This is a genomic window from Methylorubrum rhodesianum (genome assembly GCF_014199985.1).
Classification (GTDB): domain Bacteria; phylum Pseudomonadota; class Alphaproteobacteria; order Rhizobiales; family Beijerinckiaceae; genus Methylobacterium; species Methylobacterium rhodesianum.
The window spans coordinates 134,345-157,083 of record NZ_JACHOS010000010.1; the positions used below are offsets into that span (position 1 = coordinate 134,345).

Annotated in this window: 22 protein-coding genes; 10 read left to right on the plus strand and 12 right to left on the minus strand. The window is 69.6% G+C overall.

The genetic code is table 11. The features are described 5' to 3' along the window. Positions 1-2: 2 nt before the first annotated feature. Together HNR01_RS15925 and HNR01_RS15930 are read right to left on the minus strand one after the other, a co-directional pair. Positions 3-3,164, minus strand: a complete 3,162-nt coding sequence (locus HNR01_RS15925) for an autotransporter family protein (RefSeq protein WP_183668566.1) — start codon at positions 3,162-3,164, stop codon at positions 3-5. Positions 3,165-3,421: 257 nt separating this feature from the next. Next, positions 3,422-4,654, minus strand: a complete 1,233-nt coding sequence (locus tag HNR01_RS15930) for an amidase (RefSeq protein WP_183668568.1) — start codon at positions 4,652-4,654, stop codon at positions 3,422-3,424. A 112-nt stretch (positions 4,655-4,766) separates the two neighbouring features. Here HNR01_RS15930 and HNR01_RS15935 point away from each other — a divergent pair, with 112 nt between their 5' ends. The 4 genes from HNR01_RS15935 (at position 4,767) to HNR01_RS15950 (ending at position 8,059) form a co-directional block, all read left to right on the plus strand. Then, positions 4,767-5,744: an extensin-like domain-containing protein gene (locus HNR01_RS15935; protein ID WP_183668570.1), complete on the plus strand. Its 978-nt coding sequence runs from the start codon at positions 4,767-4,769 to the stop codon at positions 5,742-5,744. Between the two features lie 178 nt (positions 5,745-5,922). Beyond that, positions 5,923-6,390, plus strand: a complete 468-nt coding sequence (locus HNR01_RS15940) for a hypothetical protein (RefSeq protein ID WP_017487169.1) — start codon at positions 5,923-5,925, stop codon at positions 6,388-6,390. 92 nt (positions 6,391-6,482) lie between these two features. Beyond that, positions 6,483-7,157: a ribonuclease T2 family protein gene (locus HNR01_RS15945; RefSeq protein ID WP_183668572.1), complete on the plus strand. Its 675-nt coding sequence runs from the start codon at positions 6,483-6,485 to the stop codon at positions 7,155-7,157. A 95-nt stretch (positions 7,158-7,252) separates the two neighbouring features. Beyond that, the gene (locus tag HNR01_RS15950; RefSeq protein ID WP_183668574.1) at positions 7,253-8,059 is read left to right on the plus strand and encodes a 23S rRNA (adenine(2030)-N(6))-methyltransferase RlmJ; all 807 of its coding nucleotides are present in this window, start codon (positions 7,253-7,255) and stop codon (positions 8,057-8,059) included. Positions 8,060-8,075: 16 nt separating this feature from the next. On the opposite strand, the gene HNR01_RS15955 is transcribed toward HNR01_RS15950, so the two are convergent. The 3 genes from HNR01_RS15955 to HNR01_RS15965 all read right to left on the minus strand — a co-directional run bounded on the left by HNR01_RS15955 (position 8,076) and on the right by HNR01_RS15965 (position 10,162). Next, positions 8,076-8,345, minus strand: coding sequence for a DUF6894 family protein (locus tag HNR01_RS15955; RefSeq protein WP_017487166.1), 270 nt, complete (start codon positions 8,343-8,345; stop codon positions 8,076-8,078). A 44-nt stretch (positions 8,346-8,389) separates the two neighbouring features. Beyond that, positions 8,390-8,626, minus strand: coding sequence for a hypothetical protein (locus HNR01_RS15960; RefSeq protein ID WP_017487165.1), 237 nt, complete (start codon positions 8,624-8,626; stop codon positions 8,390-8,392). Between the two features lie 102 nt (positions 8,627-8,728). Further along, positions 8,729-10,162 (minus strand): FAD-linked oxidase C-terminal domain-containing protein, encoded by a 1,434-nt coding sequence (locus HNR01_RS15965; RefSeq protein WP_026105946.1) that lies wholly within the window; start codon positions 10,160-10,162, stop codon positions 8,729-8,731. Positions 10,163-10,538: 376 nt separating this feature from the next. On the opposite strand from HNR01_RS15965, the gene HNR01_RS15970 reads away from it, so the two are divergent. Further along, positions 10,539-10,901, plus strand: coding sequence for a c-type cytochrome (locus tag HNR01_RS15970; protein ID WP_017487163.1), 363 nt, complete (start codon positions 10,539-10,541; stop codon positions 10,899-10,901). A gap of 129 nt (positions 10,902-11,030) precedes the next feature. On the opposite strand, the gene HNR01_RS15975 is transcribed toward HNR01_RS15970, so the two are convergent. The 4 genes from HNR01_RS15975 to HNR01_RS15990 form a co-directional block, all read right to left on the minus strand. Further along, positions 11,031-11,516 carry a MarR family winged helix-turn-helix transcriptional regulator gene (locus HNR01_RS15975; RefSeq protein ID WP_183668576.1) on the minus strand — a complete coding sequence of 162 codons (486 nt, stop codon included), beginning with the start codon at positions 11,514-11,516 and terminating at the stop codon, positions 11,031-11,033. Between the two features lie 397 nt (positions 11,517-11,913). Beyond that, the gene (locus HNR01_RS15980; RefSeq protein ID WP_026105945.1) at positions 11,914-12,522 is read right to left on the minus strand and encodes a DUF1254 domain-containing protein; all 609 of its coding nucleotides are present in this window, start codon (positions 12,520-12,522) and stop codon (positions 11,914-11,916) included. After that, positions 12,519-13,226 carry a DUF1214 domain-containing protein gene (locus HNR01_RS15985; RefSeq protein ID WP_153874175.1) on the minus strand — a complete coding sequence of 236 codons (708 nt, stop codon included), beginning with the start codon at positions 13,224-13,226 and terminating at the stop codon, positions 12,519-12,521. Before HNR01_RS15985 ends, HNR01_RS15980 begins: the two co-directional genes overlap by 4 nt. Positions 13,227-13,235: 9 nt before the next feature. Further along, positions 13,236-15,503 carry a transglycosylase domain-containing protein gene (locus tag HNR01_RS15990; protein WP_183668577.1) on the minus strand — a complete coding sequence of 756 codons (2,268 nt, stop codon included), beginning with the start codon at positions 15,501-15,503 and terminating at the stop codon, positions 13,236-13,238. A gap of 314 nt (positions 15,504-15,817) precedes the next feature. Between HNR01_RS15990 and HNR01_RS15995 the strand changes: the two genes are divergently transcribed. Then, positions 15,818-16,282 carry a YcgN family cysteine cluster protein gene (locus HNR01_RS15995; RefSeq protein ID WP_017487158.1) on the plus strand — a complete coding sequence of 155 codons (465 nt, stop codon included), beginning with the start codon at positions 15,818-15,820 and terminating at the stop codon, positions 16,280-16,282. A gap of 10 nt (positions 16,283-16,292) precedes the next feature. On the opposite strand, the gene HNR01_RS16000 is transcribed toward HNR01_RS15995, so the two are convergent. After that, entirely contained in the window at positions 16,293-16,925 is a 633-nt protein-coding gene (locus tag HNR01_RS16000; RefSeq protein WP_183668579.1) for a GNAT family N-acetyltransferase, read from the minus strand. Between the two features lie 296 nt (positions 16,926-17,221). Between HNR01_RS16000 and HNR01_RS16005 the strand changes: the two genes are divergently transcribed. The 4 genes from HNR01_RS16005 to zapE all read left to right on the plus strand — a co-directional run bounded on the left by HNR01_RS16005 (position 17,222) and on the right by zapE (position 21,440). Then, positions 17,222-17,773 carry a TadE/TadG family type IV pilus assembly protein gene (locus HNR01_RS16005; protein ID WP_183668581.1) on the plus strand — a complete coding sequence of 184 codons (552 nt, stop codon included), beginning with the start codon at positions 17,222-17,224 and terminating at the stop codon, positions 17,771-17,773. Next, positions 17,773-18,603 carry a TadE family protein gene (locus HNR01_RS16010; RefSeq protein WP_183668583.1) on the plus strand — a complete coding sequence of 277 codons (831 nt, stop codon included), beginning with the start codon at positions 17,773-17,775 and terminating at the stop codon, positions 18,601-18,603. Before HNR01_RS16005 ends, HNR01_RS16010 begins: the two co-directional genes overlap by 1 nt. Next, entirely contained in the window at positions 18,588-20,021 is a 1,434-nt protein-coding gene (locus HNR01_RS16015; protein WP_183668585.1) for a pilus assembly protein TadG-related protein, read from the plus strand. Before HNR01_RS16010 ends, HNR01_RS16015 begins: the two co-directional genes overlap by 16 nt. Positions 20,022-20,225: 204 nt before the next feature. After that, positions 20,226-21,440: a cell division protein ZapE gene (gene zapE, locus HNR01_RS16020; protein WP_183668587.1), complete on the plus strand. Its 1,215-nt coding sequence runs from the start codon at positions 20,226-20,228 to the stop codon at positions 21,438-21,440. A gap of 3 nt (positions 21,441-21,443) precedes the next feature. On the opposite strand, the gene HNR01_RS16025 is transcribed toward zapE, so the two are convergent. Beyond that, positions 21,444-22,019, minus strand: a complete 576-nt coding sequence (locus tag HNR01_RS16025) for a DNA-3-methyladenine glycosylase (protein ID WP_017487152.1) — start codon at positions 22,017-22,019, stop codon at positions 21,444-21,446. 20 nt (positions 22,020-22,039) lie between these two features. Then, entirely contained in the window at positions 22,040-22,714 is a 675-nt protein-coding gene (gene rnhA / locus HNR01_RS16030; protein WP_017487151.1) for a ribonuclease HI, read from the minus strand. Positions 22,715-22,739: the final 25 nt, after the last annotated feature.

Here is a 22,739-nt window from a genome sequence, read left to right on the forward strand (position 1 = left end):
CGTCACCAGCGATAGGTGAAGCCTCCCTTGACGGCGTGGTCCTGGGCGCGGGCGCCGACCTGACCGGTATAGGCCAGGCCGAGCGTGGTGCTGGCCGAGAGCCGCAGATCGAGGCCGGCGCTCGCCACCAGGACATCGCGATCGATCGGAAGTCCGGCGCTCACGAAGGACGCGCCGCCCTGGAAGGCGAGCAGCGCGGTCGGGATCACGTCGCCGAAGGCGCGGCGGTAGCCGACGAGGCCGTGAGCCGCGACCGGCGCGCCGGAGCCGAGATCGAGCAGGGTCTGGGCGCGCAGGCCCGCGGTCGCCGTGCCGACGTCGTTATCGCGACCGAGCCCGCGCAGGGCCGCCGCCCCGCCGGCCTCGAGGAAGCGATCCTGACCGATATGGACGTAGGCGCCGCCGATGAAGGGTTCGATGTACGAGAGCGGCGCCGGCGTGTTCGGGGACAGGACAGCGCCGGGTGCCGACAGGGCGAAGCGGTAGCCGAGTTCACCGAAGCCCTGGATCGTCCGGCCGCCGTAGCGCGCCGTCTCGGTCTCGGAGAGGCCGGGCAGCGTCACGCTGCGGCGGGTGCGCAGGCTGTTGTCGGCGTAGACCGCGCCGAGGCGCAGGGCCACCGGGCCGAACTCGGTGCCGCCGTAGACGCCGCCGAAGGCGCTCTCGATCTCGCCCGTCTGCCGGCGCCCGTCCGTGTCGAGGTTCGTGCGGCTGTAGCCGCCGACGACGCCGATCCGGAAACCGTTCTCGAGCCGCAGGTCGGCGCCGAGCGCGAAGCCGGCGGTCTGACGGGTCAGCCCCGCGGCGTTTCCGTCGCCGCGGGCGTCGCCGAAACTGCCGAAGCCCTGGCCCCACAGGCCGAACACCCGCGGATCGAGGGTCGCGACGGCCATCGGCGCCGAGCGGCCGGGCAGGTCGGCGGTGTAGGTCGCCGGCACGGTGCCGGACATCGCGGGCGTGCCGCCGCGGCGCAGCCGGTCGAGCAGGGTCTCGCGCACGAAAGAGGCGGCTTCGAAAGCGGCCGACGTCGTGCTTGCGTGGACGTCGCCGGTCAGCCCGGCGAAGGCGCCGGGTGCCTGCGCGGCGGTCAGACCGACGACGCGGTCGTTCAGGGCCGAACCGGCCGCGGCATCGAGCCCGGCCGCCGCCGCGGCCTCGTTGCGGGTCCGGCCGAACGCCGCGAACGGCGTGCCGTTGCGGGCGATCGTCAGGTCGACGGTGCGGCCGGTGTTGTAGTCGAGACCGCTCGCCAGGAAGGCGTAGCCCGGTCCGCTCACGCCGTCGAACCGGCCGCTCACCGCGCTCGCGGTGAGGATGCTGTAGCGGCCGGTCGGGTTCACGACCCCGGCGAGCGGCGCGAGCGCCACGGTGCCGCCGAGAACCGCTTGGCCGGTCACCGCGACGCGATCGGAAGCCCCATTGGTCGCGGTCTCGATCCGAAGCGTCGAGCCGGGGGCGAAGCGGGCGTCGCCCGCCACCGTCAGCGTCCCGGGCGAGCCGCCCTGACCGCCACCGGGGCTGACCGTGCCGCCGCTCTGGGCCAGGAGCCCGCCGACGGTGCCGGCACCGCCGAGCACGCCGCCCGAGGCCGCCGCGGCGCGGCCGCCGATCGCGCCGTCGGCGATCAGCGTGCCGGCATTGCCCACGGTGACGTCGGTGGCGATCCGGTCGCGCGGATCGAGCTGGAGCGTGCCGGTGACGTTCCCGAAATAGGTGGAGGCCGCGTAGAGGTCGATGCGGGTCCAGTAGCTCAGCGGCGTGCCGTAGAAGGCGGCGAGCGCCTCGGTCTGGGTGTTGACGAGGATCTGGTTGATCGTCCCCGTCTGCAGGCTCGCCGCGAGCCCGCCCGCCGGGGCGATCCGCTGGGCCGCGGTGCTGCTGCCGCCGTAGACCGGCGCGAGCAGGATCGCGGCGTCGGGGCCGCCGGCCGGCGCCGCCTCGCGCGGCCCTTGGGCGAAGCTCAGGGTCGGAAGCCCGTAAGTCAGGCGCTGGCGATAGAGCGCCGCGTTGGCCTCGGTGACCAGGTACGGGTTGCCGGCGGTGTTGGCGGCGCTCTGCGCGCAGGCCGCGACGGTGGTGCCGCACTGCGCCGCGAGATAGCCCTGGATCTGCGTCGAGGCCTGGGTGAACAGGCTCGGCATGTCGAGCGCCGTGCCCGTGGTCGTGGCGTTGTTGAGGTAGAGCGGGTTGGTGAGCGCCTGGGCGATGTCGTAGCTCGCCAGCGCGCGGCCGCCGATCACGTCGAGGGGATAGTGCACGCCGAGCACCACGCGGCTCTCGCCGTACTCCGCGGAGCGCGCCAGCATGCCCTGGTAGGATTGCGGCACCGCCATCGCGAGCAGGGTGCCGTACAGGAATCCGTAGCCGGCATGTCCGCTCGGGAACGCGGCGTTGGTCTCGAGGCCGGCCACAGCGGACGGATCGAAGATCCTGATCCGGTCGGGCGCGACCTGGAACGGGCGCGAGCTGCCGTAGACGTTCTGGCCCGGCCCCCGATTGGTGACGCCGTAGGCGAGATCGTACACGCTGTCGGTCGTGTTCGGCAGACCGTGGGCGCGGGGCAGGCCGAAGCCTGCGGGCGCCGCCGCAGGGACCGGCACGTAGCCGGCCGGGCGTACGGGCGGATTCCGGGCCGCGCCGTTGGCGAAGTAATCTTTGGCGACGGCGTTGTTCGTCCCGTCATAGGCGAAGGCCGAGGCCAGCATGCGCTGGACCGCTCCGAGCGGACCGGCGTCGCCGCCTGCGATACCCTGGACGTAGATCGCGCTGAGGCGGGCGCCGAGGCCGCCGACCGGCTGCTGCGGGACGATGCCGTTGATGGCGGCCTGCGCCGGAAGGCCGCCCGCCAGGCTTGCCCCGGCTCCGAAGCCGGTCAGCCCGGCGGGGGAGAAGCTCGCCGCCGTCGAGATGAAGAGGCTCTTGTCGCTCATGGCGAGCGAGCGGCGCGCGGGGCTCGCGGCCGTGTTGAGTTCGACGGCCTTGTCGAGATTGCGCTGCAGCGTGTCACGACCGGCCGGCGTGGCGTTCAGATCGAGATAGGGGCCGAGCAGATTGATGGCGTTGGCGCTGGCCCCCGAGATGTTGGCGCTCTGCGCGTGTGCCGCGGGTGCGCCGAGTGCGCCTACGAGCAGGGCCGCGAGCGAGACACTGTCCGCGAAACGCATGGATCGTTCTCCGGCATCCGAATCGGCGAAACCGCCGGAAGGACCGATGAACCGGATGATCGCGAGCCGTTACTTCATAATGCCGTCATATTGATCTTTGTTATATTTGTTGTCGCTGGGCAACACAAGTCGATCCGCCCGATCCGGGCCGCGTGGCAAATCATTTGCCGGATTTGAGCTTCTCCGGCCGTCCGAAACCTCCCCTCGGACCGCCCTGGACAGGGCCGGAACGTGCGCGCAACCACCGGGCCGGTGGATCACGCCCGCCTCAGAGCACCCTCGATCATCCGCGCCACGGCCAGAGCGCGCCCGTCGTCGCCGAAGCGGGCGATCACCTGCACACCCAGCGGCAGGCCGTCGCCCGGCACCGGAACGTTGACGCAGGGCACGCCCATCAGGGTCCAGAGGCGGTTGAAGCGCGCATCCCCCGTCGAGCCGAGCCCGCGCGGGGCGCGGCCGACGCTGGAGACGGTCAGGATCGCATCGATGTCGGAGAACAGGTCCTTCAGGAGACGACGCGCCCGGTGGGCCTCGCGGCGGGCTGCGTCGTAATCGGGGGCTGTGAGATCCTGCGCCCGGTCGAGCTGGCCGCGCAGCACCGGCGGCAGGGCGTTGCGGTGCTCGGCGTATTCCCAGGCGAGCGCCTGGCGCGCCTCGAAATCCTGCACGGTCGGGTGCGCAGCCCAGGCCCGGGCGAACGGCTCAGGCAGGACGAGATCGCGCACCGAGGCTCCGGCCCGCTCGGCGGCGCGGGCCGCGCGGTCGAGCGCCGCGAGAGCGTCCGCGTCGGGGCTGCCGGCGAAGTCTTGCACGCAGAGGGCGAGACTCGGTCGCTCCGGCGCCGATGCCTCGATGGCCGGCCGCTCGGCGACCAGGGCCAGCGCGTGGGCGATGTCGGCCACCGAGGCACCGAACAGGCCGACCGTGTCGAGTGCCCAGGAGAAGGTTTTCACGCCCACCGTCGGCAGCAGCCGGAACGAGGGCTTGATCGCCGCCACGCCGCAGAAGGCCGCCGGTCGGATCACCGAGCCGCCGGTCTGCGTGCCGAGCGCCAGCGGCAGCATTCCGGCGGCGACCGCTGCCGCCGAGCCCGAGGAGGAGCCGCCCGGCGTGTGGCCGGGATCGCGCGGATTGACCGTCGCGGCCGGGTCGAGGCCGGCGAATGCCGTGGTCGCGGTCTTGGCGAGCGGCACGGCGCCGAGCGCCCGCAGCCGCGATACGATCGCTGCATCCGCCCTCGGCCGCCAGCCGGCATAGATGCCCGAGCCGAACTCGGTGGCCATGTCGCTGGTGTCGATGATGTCCTTGATGCCCACCGCGATGCCGGCGAGCGGCCCGCTTTCTGGCACCGCCGCCTCGGGCGCGATGCGCAGCACGGCCCGGATGGAGGGGTCGCGCCCGGCGATCCGCTCACGCGCCGCGCGAATTGCGCCCGTGGCGGAGAGGGTGCCGTCCGCGATGCGGGCGCGGATGTCGAGGAGCGAGATCATGTCCCCCGAGTCACGGCCCGTATCGAATCTGTCAACAGCACTCCACACGGGGGTGGATCCGATCCGGCATCGTTAGCGGCTCGTTTACGGGACGGTGCGCATCGTCCCGTCCATGTGGCGTAAAGCGTTAGCGTTCTCGGCTCTGGTGCTGTTCGGCGCGGGGCTCACGGGCTGTGCGATCAACCGGTTCGAGCGCCGGGAGGCATGGCGCGACCAAGCCGAACAGATGTGCATCGCCCGCAAGCTGGTGCAGCCGACGGCCTATGTCTCGCTCGCCAAGGAGATCGACGGCCCCGGCCCCTGCGGCATGCAGCAGCCGTTCCGGGTGACGCGGCTCGGCGGCGGCTCGGTGGCGCTCAAGCAGCGCATGACGCTCGCCTGCCCGGCCCTCGCCGAGGCCGAGGCGTGGCTCGCCGACACGATCCAGCCCGCCGCCAACCTGTATTTCGGCGTGCCGGTGGCCGAGATCAACGCGGGCTCCTATTCCTGTCGCGGCCGCAACAACCAGGCCGGCGCCAAGCTCTCCGAGCACTCCTTCGGCAACGCGCTGGACATCATGTCCTTCACGCTCGCCGACGGCCACGTCATCACCGTCAAGGGCGGCTGGCGCGGCACCGAGGCCGAGCAGGCCTTCCTGCGCGAGGTGTTCGTGGGGGCCTGCGCCCGCTTCTCGACGGTGCTCGCGCCGGGCTCGAACGTGTTCCACTACGACCACATCCACGTCGATCTGGCGATGCACGACCCGCGCGGCCTGAAGCGCATCTGCAAGCCGCTGCTCAAGTTCGAGTCGCAGCTCAACGCCGCCGACGGTTCGCCCCGTCCGCTGGCCTCGCCGCGCCCCCCCGCGCGTCAGACGATCCCGACCCAGGCGCCGATCGACGTGGAGGAGGACGATCCCTACGGCGTCGCGCCGACCTCCTCGCGCGCCACCGGCACGCGGGTCGCCCGCGCGCCCGCTGCCCCGGCGCCCACGGCCTATGCCGTGGCCCCGGCCCCCGGCCGGCCGCGCACGCCGGTACCGGCCCACGACGCCACCTACGAGCCGCTGTCGCTGGCCGCCCCCCACGCCTCGGACGAGCCGATCTATTAATCCCTTGGAGGTGTGCCCGGCGCACCCCAGGGTCGGTCAAAAGCGGCGCTCCCGCCCGGTCCAAGCTTGACTTGGGCCGGGGGCGGCGCATCGTCTCTCGCCATCCGGTGCCCCGCGCGACACGCCTCGAGGCGAGCGTCGCGCCACGACACCCTCAACAGGCGGATTTTTGAGCGGCATGCGCCCGAACCTTCCCCTCGCCGTCCTGGCGCTCGGCCTTTTCACGGCATCCTCCGTGCTGCCGGCGCTCGCCCGTTCCGGCCGCGAGGAGATCTCGCCGGCCGAGGAGCAGACCTTCCCCTACGACGCCGACATTCCCGGCTGCCAGGATGCCGGCGTGCTGGAGAAGGTCTCGACCCAATTCGCCGAGAAGGAGGCGAAGTTCTGGAACTCGTCGCTGACGATCGTCTCCTACGAGCGGATCGAGCGCACGGCCTGGCGACCCTACGGCGTCGACTTCATTCCGCGCCGCTTCTGCTCGGCGCTCGCCACGACCTCGGACGGGGTACGGCGCAAGGTCGATTACTCGGTGCGCGAGAGCCTCGGCATCATCGGTTCGACCTGGGGCGTCGATTTCTGCGTCCACGGCCTCGACCGCAACAATGCCTACGCCTACGCCACCGCCTGCCGGATGGCCCGGCCCTGAATGGGGGACATGCGGAACGAGGCGGGTACACGCTTGACTTGCAGCCCGCGCCCGGCATCGTCCTGAGACGTCCCGCCCCCCGAGTCCCGTCCATGCCCCGCCTTCGCCGCCTCGCCGCCCTGGCCCTCGGCCTCACCCTGGCCTCCGGCGCGCAGGCGCAGGATTTCGGCGGCTTTCGACGCGGCGGCGAGCCGGGCAGCTTCGACTTCTACGTGCTGGCGCTGTCGTGGTCGCCGACCTACTGCGAGGGCGAGGGTGGGCGCCGCGACCGCAACGGCCAATGCGCGCCGGGCCGCGGCCTCGGCTTCGTGGTGCACGGACTGTGGCCGCAATACGAGCGCGGCTACCCCTCCAATTGCTCGGCGGTGGAGCGCCCCCTTACCCGCAACGCGGTCGAGGCCGCGGGCGAGGTCATGCCGAGCGAGGGCCTCGCCCGCCACGAATGGCGCACCCACGGCACCTGCTCCGGCCTTGATCCGGTCGCCTATTTCAAGGCGGTCAAGACCGCTCGCGAGGCGGTGACGATCCCCGAGGCCTTCGTGAAGCCGCAGGGCGACATGCGCGCCGCCCCGATCGAGATCGCCCGGCAGTTCGTGATGGCCAACAAGGGACTACGCCCCGACATGATGTCGGTGACCTGCCGCCGCGGACAGTTGCAGGAGGTGCGGATCTGCTTCGCGAAAGATCTGCGCGGGTTCACCCCCTGCCCCGAGGTCGCGCGCCAGAATTGCCGCGCGGGCGAGGTCTCGGTCGAAGCGGCGCGCTGACGCGCGAACGACTTTCCTGATAAGCGCGGGCCTTACACAGTGAGGAACGCGCCCTGAACTACCGTCACGCCTTCCACGCCGGCAATTTCGCGGACGTGCTCAAGCACCTCGTCCTGACGCGGGTGCTCGTACATCTCCGTGCCAAGGACAAGCCGTTCCGGGCGATCGACACCCATGCGGGTCTCGGCGTCTACGATCTCGAAGCCGACGAAGCCGGGCGCACGGGCGAGTGGCACGACGGCTTCGGCCGGCTCGACCTGGCCTTCGAACCCGAGGTCGAGGCCCTGCTCGCGCCCTACAGGGCGGCGGTCGCGGCGGTGCGGGCGCGCCACGGCGCCACCACTTATCCCGGCTCGCCCGCGATCATCCGCGAGCACCTGCGCGCGGGCGACAAGGGCGTCTTCGTTGAGCTGCACCCGGCCGATGCGCAGACGCTGGCGCAGCGCTACGCCAGCGACTCCCGCACCAAGACCCTGCATCTCGACGGCTGGACCGCGCTCAACGCCCTGATCCCGCCGCCGGAGCGTCGCGGACTCGTGCTGATCGATCCGCCCTACGAGGAGCGCGGTGAGATCGACCGACTGGGCATGCAGCTTCTGAAGGCCGCGAGGAAATGGCCGACCGGAATCTATCTCGGCTGGTATCCGATCAAGGACGTCTCGGGCGTCGACCGCATGGCGACCGCGCTCGATGCGGGATTGGAGCGGCCGGCACTCCGCCTCGACCTGATGATCGAACGGCCCGACGATCCCACCCGCCTCACCGGCACCGGCCTCGTCGTCATCAATCCGCCCTGGACGCTGGCGGCGGAGGCGGAGGTGTTCCTGCCGGCGCTGGCCGAGCGCTTGGCGCGCAGCGGCTACGGGGCGTTCCGCTGCGAGCGGCTCGGGCGGGAAGGGTGATCCTCCCTCCGCCCGGTCAGTGCAGGGTCCCCTCCCCCGGCTCGGGCGGATCGTCCATCGCCTCGAGCGCCTCGGCGAAAGGGAATTCCAGCACGATGTCGCCCGCTTCGTCGGTTACGACGAGAATGGCCGCGACCAGACGCGGATCGCTGCCCTCGTCCTCCAGGCTCGCCCGGATCGTCGCCCGCGCCACCCGCCACGCCTGATCGGCATCACGCAACTCCACGCCCTCCTCGTCGGTGAGCGTGTCGGTGGCGATGCGGGTGTGGAAGAAGTAGCGCGGCACGACGGAACGCTTCGCTGACTCGGACAGGACTGTCGCGAGCGGACTTATCTGGGCTGCGTTTGGCCCTGTTGCGAGCCCTGTCCGCCGGACTTGTCCTTCTTGTTGGCCTCGTGGTGGCCGATGGCGCAGCCCGCGGCAGCCCCGGCCTTGCCGTGGCCGGCCATGCTGCCGGCCGCACCGCCGACGACGGCGCCCTTGAGGCAGCCCTTGGCCTCGGCAGGACCGGCGAAGGCGGCGACGCCGAGGGCGAGGACGGCTGCAGTCAGAATCGAATGCTTCATCGCGTGAGCCTCTCGTTGAAGCATCGCCCGGAACCGACGTCCCGGCTCGATGCGATCGGGTGAGACGCCAACCGACCGGGACCGCAACCGTTCCGTGGCCGGTCAGGCCGCGACCCGGCCCTCCAGCGGAAACACCTTGGCCGGATTCATGAGCCAGGCCGGATCGAACACGTTGCGGACCCGCATCTGCTGTTCGAGATCCTCCTGCGCGTACTGGAAGCGCATCAGCTCGCGCTTCTCGATCCCGACGCCGTGCTCGCCGGTGAGGCAACCGCCGACCTCGACGCAGAGCTTCAGGATCGCGTCGCCCGCGGCCTCCGCCTTCTGCAACTCACCCGGCTTGTTGATGTCGAACAGGATCAGCGGGTGCAGGTTGCCGTCGCCGGCGTGGAACACGTTGGCGACGCGGAGACCCTGCTCGGCGCAGATCGCCTCGATGCGCTCCAGCACGTGGCCGAGCTGGCCCGTCGGGATCGTGCCGTCCATGCAGATGTAGTCGGAGATGCGGCCCGTGGCACCGAAGGCGGATTTGCGGCCCTTCCAGATCGCGGCGGATTCGGCCTCCGACTTCGAGACGCGGATGCTCGTCGGGTTGAAGCGGGCGGCGATGGCCTCGATGCGGGCCAGCATGTCCTCGCACTCCTCGTCCGATCCCTCGACCTCGATGATCAGCATCGCCGCGGCGTCGCGCGGGTAGCCGGCCTTGGCGAAGTCGTCGGTGATGAGGATCGCCTCGCGGTCCATGTACTCGATGGCCACGGGAATGATGCCCGCGGCGATGATCGCCGCCGTGCAGGCGCCGGCATCCTCGACCGAGGAGAAGCCGACGAGCGCCGGGCGCGCCCCTTCCGCCGCGCGCAGGATGCGCACGGTGGCCTCGGTGACGATGCCGAGCTGGCCCTCCGAGCCGCAGATCAGGCCGAGCAGGTCGTAGCCGCCGGAATCGAGGTGCTCGCCGCCGATCTCCACCACGGTGCCGTCGTTGGTCACCAGGGTCACGCCCATGAGGTTGTTGGTCGTCACGCCGTATTTCAGGCAGTGCGCCCCGCCGGAATTCATGGCGATGTTGCCGGCGATGGTGCAGGCGAGCTGGCTCGACGGATCGGGGGCGTAGAAGAAGCCCTCGTGCGCGACCGCTCCGGAAATCGCGAGATTGGTGATGCCGGCCTCGACCCGGGCGGTGCGGTTGGCGAAGTCGAGGTCGAGGATGCGGGTCATCTTGCCCACCCCGAGGATGATCGCGTCCTCCTGGGCGATGGCACCGCCGGCGAGCGACGTGCCGGCACCGCGGGGCACGACCCGCACGCCGTTGGCATGGCAGAAGGCCATCACCGCCGAGACCTCCTGCGTCGTCGAGGGCAGCACGACGGCGAGCGGCATCTTGCGGTAGGCGGTGAGCCCGTCGGTCTCGAAGGCGCGGCGCTCGTCCTCCGTCGTGACCAGGGCCTCGGGCGCCACCAACGCCGACAGCCCCTCGATGATCGCCTCACGGCGGGCGACGACATCCGCATCCGGTGCGGGGAAGGCGATCGACATGGCCGGCATCTCCTCCAGAATCTTGTTCGGCGTCCTTGCTCGGACGCCTTCGTTGACCGGGCTCATGGACCTGGCTCACTTCGACGGTAAGCCTCCGACGTCCAGCCATCCACAGGGGGCGCCCGCGACCTTCAGCCCCGCTTCAGCCGCCACGCGCCAGTCTCACCTGGACGAGGCCGGAGGTTCGATCTAGCCGAAACACGTTCGAGACGCACGAGTGGTTCCCATCGACCCATGCAGCCGCCGAAAGGAACGTGAGCGTCTTCGTGAAGCAGCCTCGGCTGGACGCCCGCCCGCCTTAGTCTATATCTGTTCTAAGGCTACAAGCTCTGCCATAAGCAAGCCGGCTTCGGCCGTTCCAAGGAGGAAAAAAACGATGCGTCATCTCATCCTCGGCGCCGCCTTCGCGCTGCTGCTCCCTGTTGCCGCCCATGCCGAGGGCGATGCCGCCGCCGGCGAGAAGGCGTTCGCCCCCTGCAAGGCCTGCCACAACTTCGAGAAGAACGGCGTCGGCCCGACCCTGAAGGGCGTCGTCGGTGCGAAGGCCGGTGAGGGTGCCGACGGCTACGCCTTCTCCGACGCGCTGAAGAAGTCCGGCATCACCTGGGATGAGGCCAACCTCAAGGAGTGGCTCGTCGACCCGAAGAAGAAGGTGCCCGGCACCAAGATGGTCTTCCCGGGCATCAAGGACCCGAAGAAGGTCGACGACATCATCGCCTACCTCAAGACCAAGTCCTGAGCCCCGGGCGGCCCCTGCAGGTCACCCTTCCAAAAAAACGGAAAGCCGCCCCGAGGGGCGGCTTTCTCATTTTCGGTCTGTCATTACGGTCCGCGGGCGGGCCTTCGGCCTGCAAGTGGGGCAAACCCGTCAGCCGGCGGCGCTGACCGCAGCCAGATCGGTGCCGCCGGCGCGGGCGTGCAGTTCGTCGCGCATCAGGGCGAGGCTGTCGAGTAAGGCGCGCCGCTCGTCGAGGGTCATCCCGGTCATGCCGCCCACCGTGTGGGGCAGGCAGTCCATCTTGCCCTTGAGGCCGCGCCCCTTCTCCGTGAGGAAGATGCTGACCTGCCGCTCATCCGGCCGGTCGCGGGCGCGGCGGACATGGCCGGACGCTTCGAGGCGCTTGAGGAGCGGCGTGAGGGTGCCCGAGTCGAGGAAGAGGCGGCTGCCGATCTCCTTCACCGACAGGCCCTCCTCCTCCCACAGCACCAGCAGCACGAGATATTGCGGGTAGGTCAGTTCGTGGTGGGCCAGCAGGCTGCGGTAGGCGCGGCCGAAGGCGTGCGCCGCCGCATAGACGGCGAAGCAGAGTTGGTTGTCCAAGGATTGCGGGTCATCGCGGCCCGTTTGACTCATGACACTCTTCCTCGGTGCGCACACGGCACACTGGCGTTTCGAACCCGCGGGACGTTCGACACCGGCAGATATGGGGCGGCAAGCCGCCTCCGCGAATCGTCGGGCCGCCTCGCGATCCGCCGACGTTGCCGGACGAGACCCTTGCACGGAAGGCAGTAGCCTCTCGGCCCTGTGAGCCTCCGCGGCAGGCGTCCGGCCGACGGCAGTCGTGCGGCGGAATCCCTGTGACAGACCTAAGGTCCGGACCCTAAAGAAAAAACGCCGTGGGTACAATCGAACCACGCGCATGGCTTTTGCGGTGGCCGGCATGACAGGGCGTGCACTCGATCGGAGCGGGGACCGAATCTTGGGCGCCGCGCACGCCTGAAGGCATGCCGCCATGCGCAGTCACGCGGCGCTAGCTCTTGCCGCTTCCCGCTTCGTCCCCGGTGGGCTCGGCCGGGCTGTCGATGGTGCAGGAAACCGCCTGGACCGCCGCGTCGGCCGCGGCGCGCTCGCTCGGCAGGGCCGCGATGACCCGCACCACGGCGAAGCCGCGCCGGGCGGGGGCGATGATGCGCACGTCGCGCGTCACCTCGCCGGCCACGTCGTTGGCCAGCGCCTCGTCGTACTGCGCACGGGTCATCACCACGAGATCGAGGCCGCCGCGCACCGCAGCCTGATCGGTCACCGCGTAGAAGGCGCCCCGGCGGCTGTGCATCGAGACCGAGAGCATCAGCGAGCCGGACTGAGCCGAGACCCGCATCGGGCCGTCGTCGAGATCGTAGGAACACACGCCGACCGAGACCGCCGGGTCGGGGTTGGGCAGCCATGCCCCGCCGGCCGCAGGCGGACCGCCCGCGAGTCCGTGTATCCGCAAGGGATGGTCGAGGGTTTCGCTCGCTCGGGCACGGGTGAAGGCGTCGCCCTCCGAGAAGCGCGGTATCGCCAGCACCGTCGCGATATGGACGATGCCGGCGATGACGAGACCGCAGGCGGTGGCGAGAAGGAAGGCGCTCCGGCTCATGACCCGCATCCCGTCCGCTCGATCGCGGGCAGACTGTCGCGGTCGAGCGAGCCGACGCTCGCGGCGACCGGTGTGTCGTAGAGGCGGAGCGCCAGCCGCACCGGGCCGCTGGGCCGCGGCATCGGCAGCCAGTTGCCCGCCTGAACCTCGGGGCTGAGCAGGATCGCGAAGCGGCCGTCGGTCTCGCGCAGGATCTCGGTCGAGGTGAAACCCGTTCGCACCGGCTCCTGCCCCGTCGCGGGTGCGCCGCGTCCGGTCACGGTGATCGTCCAGGCGCGGGCGGGCGGCGTGACGCCCGCGAGGCGGTAGGTGCAGGTGGCGTCAAGGACGCGCCCGTCATCGTCGCTGGCCGCCGTCAGCAGCATGCCCTCGCCGATCGCGAGAGGGATGTCGCCGCGGCGGGCGTTGACGGCGCGGGCATAGGGGTCGGTGTCGAGCGAACCCGCCCGCGGCCACGCCGTCCAGCTCCCGATCGACGTTCCGCCAAAGGGATAGCCGCCGCTGGTGGCGTAGTCGGCGCTGGCGAGGCCCAGAAGGCCGCCGAGGGTCAGAGCGTAGACGAACAGCCCCACCCGCGAGCTGCGCGAGGCGGCCCCGCGCGCGAGGCGGCGCAGGCGCGAGCCGTGGTCCTCACGCGGATCCCGGCGGACATCCTCGCGACCCGGGATTCCGGTCGCCGGGCCGACTCCACTCGACAGGGCCATGCGACGAACTCAGGGCGTCCCGAAGCCGCCGGAGGCGCGCGCGCCCTCGGCGACGTCGACGGGGGAGACACCGGGCGCCCGCATCCGCTCCGGGACGACGGCACCGGAGCGGGCCGGCTCGGGCTTGGCGGCGGACCGGCTGGACTCGACGGTGCGGAACAGGCCGTTGAGGTTCGACAGCACCTCAAAGGAGCGGCGCGAGAGCCGGCCGCTCGAACTGGCCGCCGCCGCCGCGCCGTCGGCCTGCGCCTGGGCCGCCTGCGGCACGCCCTTGCGATCGTTCAGGCCGGGCAAGGGCTTCAGCTCGATGCCCTGGTGGGCGGGGGCCATGATCTCGTGCCACGTCATCGCGGGAAGCGAACCGCCGGTCATCTTGTTGGTCGGGCTGTGGTCGTCGTTGCCGTACCAGACGGCGCCGACATAATTGCCGGTGTAGCCCACGAACCACGCGTCGCGGTAGCCGTTCGTGGTGCCGGTCTTGCCCGCGACCTTCACGCCCTCGATCTGGGCTTTGCGCGCGGTGCCCTCCTCGACGACCTTGTTGAGCATGTAGTTCATGTCCGCCGTGACCTGGGACGAGAGCACCTGCACCGGCTTCTCGTCGGCGTGGCGGTAGATCACCTCGCCGCTGGAATTGCGCACCTCGGTGGCGACGTAGGGCTTGGCGACCCGTCCGCCATTGGCGAAGACCGCGAAGCCCGCAGCCTGGTCCATCACCGTCACCTCGGTGGCGCCGATCGGCAGCGAGGGCGTGTCGGTGAGCGGAGTCGTCACGCCCATCGCCTTGGCGAGCTGGATGATCTTCTCGCGGCCGGCCTTGGCCGCCTTCCACTCGTGGGTGATGCCCATCCCCTTGCCGATGGCGGTAGTGATCTTGATCGGGATGGTGTTGACCGATTTCGCCACCGCGAGCCACATCGGCTGGCGGCCGGAATAGGAACGGCCGTAGTTCTGCGGGCACCAGTTGCCGACGCAGACCGGCGAGTCCACCACCGGCGTATCCGGCTTGAACAGACCCGAGGCGAGCGCCGCGGCGTAGACGTAGGGCTTGAACGAGGAGCCCGGCTGACGCAGCGCGTCGGTGGCACGGTTGAACTGGCTCTCGCCGTAATCGGCGCCGCCGACCATGGCGCGGAGCGCCCCGTCGGGATCGAGAATCACCACGCCCGCCTCGTCCACATCGTACTGGTCGCCGAGCCGCCGCAGCATGTTCTCGACCGCCTGGTCGGCGGAGCGCTGGATCGAGAGGTCGAGCGGCGTCTTGACGGTGAGCACGCGGTCGTTGCGGAGCTTGCCCGCATCCGCCAGCCGCTTCACCTCGTTGAAGGCCCAGTCGAGGTAGTAGTCGGCGGTAATGTCCTTGGTGCGGGTCACCGGCGTCGCGGGGTTACGGAGCGCCGTCTGGATCTGGCCCTCCGTGACGAAGCCGGCTTCGACCATGTTGTGCAGCACGTCCACCGCCCGGCTGCGGGCGGCCGGCAGGTTGACGTTGGGCGAGTACTTGGTCGGCGCCTTGAACAGGCCGGCGAGCATCGCGGCTTCGGCCAGGGTGATGTCCTGCAGCCGCTTGCCGAAATAGTAATCCGCCGCCGCCACCGCGCCGAAGGTGCCGCCGCCCATATAGGCGCGGTCGAGATAGAGCTTGAGGATCTGGTTCTTGGTCAGGTGCGTCTCGAGCCAGAAGGACAGGAACGCCTCGTTGATCTTGCGCTCCAGCGAGCGCTCGTTCGACAGGAACAGGTTCTTGGCGAGCTGCTGTGTCAGCGTCGAACCGCCCTGCATGTTGCCCTTGCCGGACGAGTTCGAGACCAGCGCGCGGGCCGTGCCGATCGGGTCGATGCCCCAATGCTCGTAGAACCGCCGGTCCTCGGTCGAGAGCAGCGCCTTGATCATCAGTTCGGGAAAATCGTCGAACTTCAGGGAGTCGTCGTGCTTGATGCCGCGGCGCCCGACCTCGGTGCCGTAGCGGTCGAGGAAGGTGACGGCGAGATCCTGGGCCTTCAGCCAATTGTCGCTGGTGAGGTTGAAGGCGGGCTGAGCCAGGAACAGCAGCAGCAGGGCGCCGGCGGTGCCGATGGTGACGCCTTCGCTGGTGAGGTCGAGGAGGTAGCGCTTCCAGCCGCGGACGGAGAAGACCTGCATCCGCGCTTGGAAGCGCTCGTAGGCCTCCGTCGTCGAATGGCCGCCCTCGTAGAGGCCCGCGTTGACCCAGGCGTCGAAGGCCAGGGCCGCGCGGCTGATCCGCGTCTTCAGCGTCTTGAGGCTGGGCAGGCGCAAGGCGGATTCCGGTTTCTCTCGACGTTGGCCGGGTCGGCGCGGGAGCGATGCTGACGGACAACGATATCCCGATACGTTCTGTATCAGGACACGCGCCGGCCCGCGAGCTTTCGCTTCCGTTAAGGAACGCGAAGGACGGGCCGGCGCCCCTTCGTCGCCCCGTCAACCGCGCATTAACCTTAAGACGATCCTGACAGCCGAATCCGGCCCTCGGATGGCGGAGATCGCAGCCCTGCTTGCTCCCGGCGGCGCCATGCGGCAGGAGGGGCGCCCTGTCCCGAAACGAGACGAACAAGGCGAGCGAGGCGCCAGACATGGCCGAGCGCAGCGACGGGCCGTTCTGGCGCGTGAAGAGCCTCGAGGCGATGAGCCCGGCGGAGTGGGAGAGCCTGTGCGACGGCTGCGGACGCTGCTGCCTGCTCAAGCTGGAGGACGACGACACCGGCGAGATCCACCATACCGATGTCGGCTGCACGCTGCTCGACACCCATGCCTGCCGCTGCCGCGACTACCGCAACCGCGCCAAGCGCGTGCCGGACTGCGTGCGCCTCACCCCGGAGGCGGTGCGCACGATCCCCTGGCTACCGCCGACCTGCGCCTACCGCCTCGTGCGCGAGGGCCGCGACCTGCCGGCTTGGCATCCGCTGAAGACCGGCCGCCGGGCGAGCGTCCACGAGGCGGGGATCTCGGTGCGCGGGCGCGTCGCCGGCAACGAGGAGGAGTTTGCCGAGGACGAACTGGTCGAGCGCATCGTGGGCTGGCCCGGCGAGTCGGGCTGAGGCGCGCGGCTCAGGCCGCACGGGGTAGCTTTATGGAAAGGGGCAGAGCGGCCACGGCGAGCTGGAAATCGAGAGCGGCCTCGACCCCCTCCTGCCACAACGAGAGCGGCGTCGCCCGGGCAAGCCGGATCGTTCCCTCGCTCTCGCCCTCTTCCAGGCGCATCTGCGCACCGAATCCCATGATCAGCCGTCGCATGGCGACGTTGTGGGGCAGGCAGCGCAGGCAAAGCTCGGCGATGCCGCGGTTGCGCGCCGCCTCGACGAGACGCCGCAGCAGCAACGCGCCGAGGCCCGCCCGCCGAAACCCCGGTTCGACCGTGAGCGCGACCTCGGCGCGCCGGACTCCGGAAGGCCCGGGGCCGAGCGGACGCAACTCGCCGAGCGCCCGCAGGGTGTCACCGACGAAGATGCCGACGACCATGCCCGACATCACCGTCACCCGTTCCGCGTAGTCCGCCGCCATCCGATCGCCGACCGCGGCCATGAACCGGCTCGCACGGGTCTCAGAATCGAGACGGAGGAAGAAGGCGCGCACCGCCGGCGTGTCGCTCGGCCAGAGACGGCGCAGGCTCGTCCGGCCGCGACGCGGGACAGGCTGCCGCGAGGGGGGAACGGCAGGCGCGAGGAAATTGGGGAGAGACATCGGGGGCGCGAGGAACTCTTGCGGCGTGCCGGATCGGTGATCGTCCGCGCTCCCCCCTCCCGGCGCAGTCAGCAGGGATCTGGCCCGAGATCGCTCATCTCGCAATGCACCAAAGTGCCTGATCTTCACGCCGGGCCGCATGGCTGGTCTGCCGGGACCGATCGACACCCGAGCCGCGGATCGGGCCGCGCGCCGACCTGCCCGGGCTGAGATCGGGTCTGCGCGCAAGCAGCAAAGCCCCGGATTTCTAACATCATGTTATCTTTTATTTAAATCCTCTCCGTTAGTCTGGATTCATGCGGCGACAACCGAATTACATTCGAAATGAAGAGGGCGCAGCGGCTGTAGAATTCGCCCTGGTCGGCACAGCCTTCATTTTGACCCTGTTCTTCATAATGGCAACTGCGTTGGTCTTGTATATCAACCAGATGGTCGACAATGCGACGGTGCGGGCCTCACGCCAGATCCTGACCGGCGGCCTCCAATCGCAATCCACGGCGGCGACGCTGGAGAATTTCAAGCAGAGCGTCTGTGCCTATCTGCCAGCAACGTTTTCCTGCAACGACATCATCGTGAATCTCTACGTGGTGCCGAAGACGTCGCAACCCAGCGGCTACTACTCCTTCGTCTCGCCCGACCTGAACGGCCTCATCGTCTCCAATCTGGCGACCGGGACCGGCGTGCTCAATCTGGGCAGCCGCGGCGACTACCAGTACCTGCAGGTCGTCTATCCGGTCACCTTCCTGCCCGCGCCGATCGCGTCCTGGTTGAGTGGCGGAGCGACCTTCAAGGGCAAGCCGGCCTATCTCGCGATCTCGGCCGCGGCCTTCCGCAACGAGCAGTACTGATGGTGGCCCCTCCCACCCTCGCGCCCGCGGCGCAGACCCATGCGGCAGCGGAACGCTTCCCGGAGGGCCGGAGCGCGGCGCGGCTCCGGGCCGCCCAAGCCGCACTCGCGGCTCGTGTCGCACGCTTTCGCGCGGCGGAGGGCGGCATGGCCGCCGTCGAGTTCGCGCTGATCCTGCCCACCCTGCTGCTGATCATGTTCGCCAGCATCCAGATCGTCGCCTACATCGACGCGACCCGGAAGGTCGAACTGGTCGCCCACTCGATCAGCCAGATGATCTCGCAGGCCACGCCGCCGCCGAACACGACGGTCGCAGCGGTCAACGCCACCGACCTGCACTTCAGCTTCGACGCGACGCTCGTGCTGTTTCCCTACGTGATGAAGGATGCCAAGCGCCGCGGCGTCGCGTGGTGGCAGACCATCTCGATCAACTACGCCGCCATTCAGTTCAGGGCGAAGAACGCGGCCTGTCAGAACAGCACCAGCACCAGCGGTGACCTGAGCAGCTGCTACGATGCCAACGTCGTCTGGACCACCACCGGCACACAACAGCCGGCCAGCGGCGACAATTACCGGCCCTGTGACACCGCGCAATTGCCGGCCAACGACGATGCACCGCCGAGCCGAGCCACCCTACCGCGCTCCTCCTACGGCCCCGGATCACTGGTGGCGATCGACGTCGTGTTCGACTTCGAGCCGACCTTCGGTTCGGGCTTCGTTCCGCCGATACGGATTGCGCGATCGGCCTATGTGCTGCCGCGCTACGCCTCGCTGGTGAACTTCGATACGGCCAACAACGACGGGATTGCGACCAGATGTACCGGCTTTTGACCCGCGCAAGCCGGCTCAAGGGCCGGGCGAACGCTCTGGCCTCCGATCACGGTGGCAGCATCAACGTCATGTTTGCCCTGGCGGTGATCCCGACCATCGGCCTCGTCGGCCTCGGTGTCGATTACGGGGTGGCGATCACCGGCAAGACGCGGCTCGACAATGCGGCGGACAATGCGGCGCTCGCCGGTGTCGTGACGGCCAAGGAGTACATCGCCGCCAACGCGAAGCAGAGCGATGTGACGACGGCCGGCCTCACCGCGGGTCAGAACCAGGCTCTGAAGGCCTTCAACATCAATGCCGGAAGCGTGTCGTTCGCGACGGTCGATCTGTCGTCGCCGCAGGTGACACGGAACGGCAACGTGCTCACCGCGACGATCACCTATACGGCGACGGTTCAAAGCATCTTCGGGAAAATCTTGGGAGTCTCGGCGACGACCTTCAGCAACACCGTCACCGCCTCAGCCGACCTGGCGGGCTACTCCGACTTCTACCTGATGGTCGACGTGTCGGGCTCGATGGGTCTGCCGACCACCGACGCCGACGCGGCGAAGCTCGCCAGCCAGAGCATCGAGAGTCAGGGCAACTGCCAGTTCGCGTGCCATTTCCCATCTGCAAAGGGCTGGAACCTGGCAGCCGGAAAGATCCAGTTGCGGTCTGACGCGGTGAACAACGCCGTCTGCGCCCTCCTCGACCGGGCCTCGACACCGGTCGTTCCGAACCAGTACCGGATCGGCATCTACCCGTTCATCAACCGACTGGCGACGCTCGCCCCGCTCAGTGACACCACCACCTCGCTGACCTCGCTGAAGACGGCGGCCCAGTGCAGTCAGAAATGGCCGCTGGCCTTCACCAACCTGCTCGATACCGGCAGCACACAGCTCTTCACCAACAACGATCCGAAGACCGGCACCGGGAGCGGTGGCACCCATTTCGAGACGGCGTTGCCGCAGATGAAGTCGACCATCCAGACATACGGCAACGGCTCCAGCACGACCAACCCGAAGCCGTTCGTCTTCCTCATCACCGACGGCATGCAGAACAGTCAATCTTACTCAGCTTGGAAAGACGGAAAAACGTTCCCCGGCAACCCTTCGAAGTTCAAGAATTACCCCAATGCAGATTGGAATGGATCTCAACCGGCTCAAATCGATCCGGCGAATTGCAAGACGCTGAAGGACGCAGGTGCAATCATCTCTGTCCTGTACATCCCTTACAGGTATGTCCAGAACTACAGCAAGGACAGCTACATCATTTGGGAGAATGGCCGGGTCAACGGATTCAGCCCGACCCTCGCCGATCCACTCCGGCAATGTGCCTCGCCGGGCCTCTTCTTCACGGCCAACAGCGCGGCCGACATCACGGCCTCGCTCGGCGCGATGTTCGACCAGGCCCTTAAAGTGGCCCGCATCACCCAGTAGCGTCGCCCCCTCGCCGTACGGGGATCGCGGCGCGGCCCCGGCTGCGCCGGCGAGGCGCTTCGGATCGGAGCGCATGTTTGCACGGTTGACCCGTGCCGGCTTGATCGCCGTGCCGCGGCGCGGCAGAGCGGACAAGCCACATCTCCCGTCTCCGCCGGCCCGCCCGCCGAACGAGGCGCCTCCTCACGCGAACGATCGGCCGGGATGCCCGAAAGTCACGCTCCTTCCGACCATGCCCGTGCGGGCGCGGTCCCGCCCGGCCCGGTGCGCGAGCGCTACGATTCCCTGGTGAGTTCGGGCGCGATCGAGCGCGATCCATCGCAGATCCGCCTCGTCCAGGCCCTCGACCGTCTGGCGCAGAATTTGGAACGCCGCCGGCGGGCGAAGAAGGGCAGCGCGCTGGGTTGGCTGTTCGGGCGCAAGGACGACGACGCCGGTCCGCCGAAGGGGCTGTACATCTGGGGTTCGGTCGGCCGCGGCAAGACGATGCTGATGGACCTGTTCCACGAGGCTGCACTGGGGCCGAAGCGCCGGGTTCACTTCCACGGCTTCCTCGCCGACGCGCACGAGCGCATCCACGCCCACCGGCAGGCCCTCAAGCGGGGCGAAGTGACGGGCGACGACCCGATCCCACCGGTGGCCGACGCGCTCGCGGCGGAAGCGACGCTTCTCTGCTTCGACGAGTTCACGGTGACCGACATCGCCGACGCGATGATTTTGGGGCGCCTGTTCGGGGCCCTGTTCAAGCGCGGCGTGACGGTGGTGGCGACCTCGAACGTCGAGCCCGACCGGCTCTACGAGGGCGGTCTCAACCGCGCCCTGTTCCTGCCCTTCGTGGCGGAGCTGAAGGAGCGGGTCGAGGTGCTGCGCCTCGATTCCCGCACCGATTTCCGGCTGGAAAAGCTCGGCGGCAGCTCGGTCTACCACGTGCCGGCCGATGCGACGGCCGAGGCCGCGCTGGACGCCGCCTTCAAGGCGCTCGCGGGGCGCGCGCGGGGAACCGCCGGCACGGTCAGGGTGAAGGGGCGCGCGGTGCCGGTGCCGGAAGAGGCCGGCGGCGTCGCCCGCTTCAGCTTCGACGACCTGTGCCGGACGCCGCTCGGAGCCTCCGACTACATGGCGCTCGCCGACAGCTTCCACACCCTGATCGTCTCGCGGATTCCGGTGATGGGCGAGGCGGACCGCAACGAGGCCAAGCGCTTCATCACGCTGATCGACACGCTCTACGACGCGCATGTGAAGCTCGTCGCCTCGGCCGAGGCCGAGCCGACCGGCCTCTACACCGCCACGGAAGGTCGCGAGGCCTTCGAGTTCGAGCGCACCGCCTCCCGCCTGATCGAGATGCGCTCGGAGGAATATCTCGGCACGCCGCACGGGCGGGCTCCCTCGCAATCGAGCGCGGGCCTGGCCGAGACCTGACCTCTACCCCGCCGGACCGGCGCCGGGTTTCGCCCTCGGCAGCGGTCGGCTGAGATAGGGCGAGCCGGGCACGAGGAAGCGCCAGGGCACTTCGACGCCGCGGCTGATGCCGATACGGGTCGTGGCGGCGACCGTGACCGGTCCCTGCGGCGCACCCCAAGCGAAGGGTGCCCGGTCGAGGCGCAGGCCGTCATGCGAGAGGTCGATGCCCAGCGCCTGGGCAAGCCGGCCGGGCCCGGCGCAGAGCAGGCGCTGGGCATCGAGCCCGCGGCGGGCGCGCATCGTCTCCAGCCCCATGGTCGGCTCGATCGCACGCAGCAGCACGGCGCTGCCGGTCTCGCAGACGAGGTTGAGGCACCAGTGCAGGCCGTAGGAGCGATAGACGTAGGCGCGGCCGGGCGGCCCGAACATGCTGGCATTGCGCCGCGTCGGCCCGGCGAAGCTGTGCGAGGCCGGATCGGTCCGGTCGTAGGCCTCGGTCTCGACGATGACGCCTCCGACACCGTCCACGAGCAGCCCGTGACCGATCAGCGCGGCGGCGACGGTCGCGGCGGGACGATCGAAGAAGGTCGCGTCCATCGTGCCGCAGCGGCCCCCTGTCAGGACGCCTTCTGCAGTTCGGCCCGGACGCGGGCGACCCCCGGGGGCTTGAGCTCCAGCGCCAGCCGAACGGCATCCTCGAGATAGGCCTGAGGGCTGATGCCGGCACGGGCTGCGGCCCGCGACACCGCCCGGGCGAGATCGGCGCTCAGCGTCACCTGCGTCGTCTCCGGCTGCGCAGCCGGCGGAGCGATCGCAGGCGCTGCATCGGCGGGCGGCGGAACCGTCTCACCCGAGGCCTTGCCGCTCAGGGCCTCGCGCCGGCCCAGGGCCGCGAGCCGGTCGGCGCGCTCGTTGCCGGCCTCGCCGGCATGGCCGCGGACCCAGGTCCAGCGCACGTCACGGGCGGCGGCCAGCGTGTCGAGGCGCTGCATCAGGTCGATGTTCTTCACCGGCCCCGTGGCGGTGCGCCAGCCCCGGGCCTTCCAACCGCGCATCCATTCGGTAACGGATTTGACCACGTACTGGCTGTCGCAGCGCATCTCGATCTGCGCTCCCTCAGGGAAATGCTCCAGGGCGCGGATCGCGGCGGTCAGCTCCATGCGGTTGTTGGTGGTGGCGCGCTCGCCGCCGTGCAGCTCGACCGTGCCGGCGGGATCCTGGATCACCACGCCCCAGCCGCCGGGACCGGGATTCGGGTCGCAGCCGCCATCCGCGTAGACGATGGTTCGCATCGATCCCCTTCACTCCGAACTGATG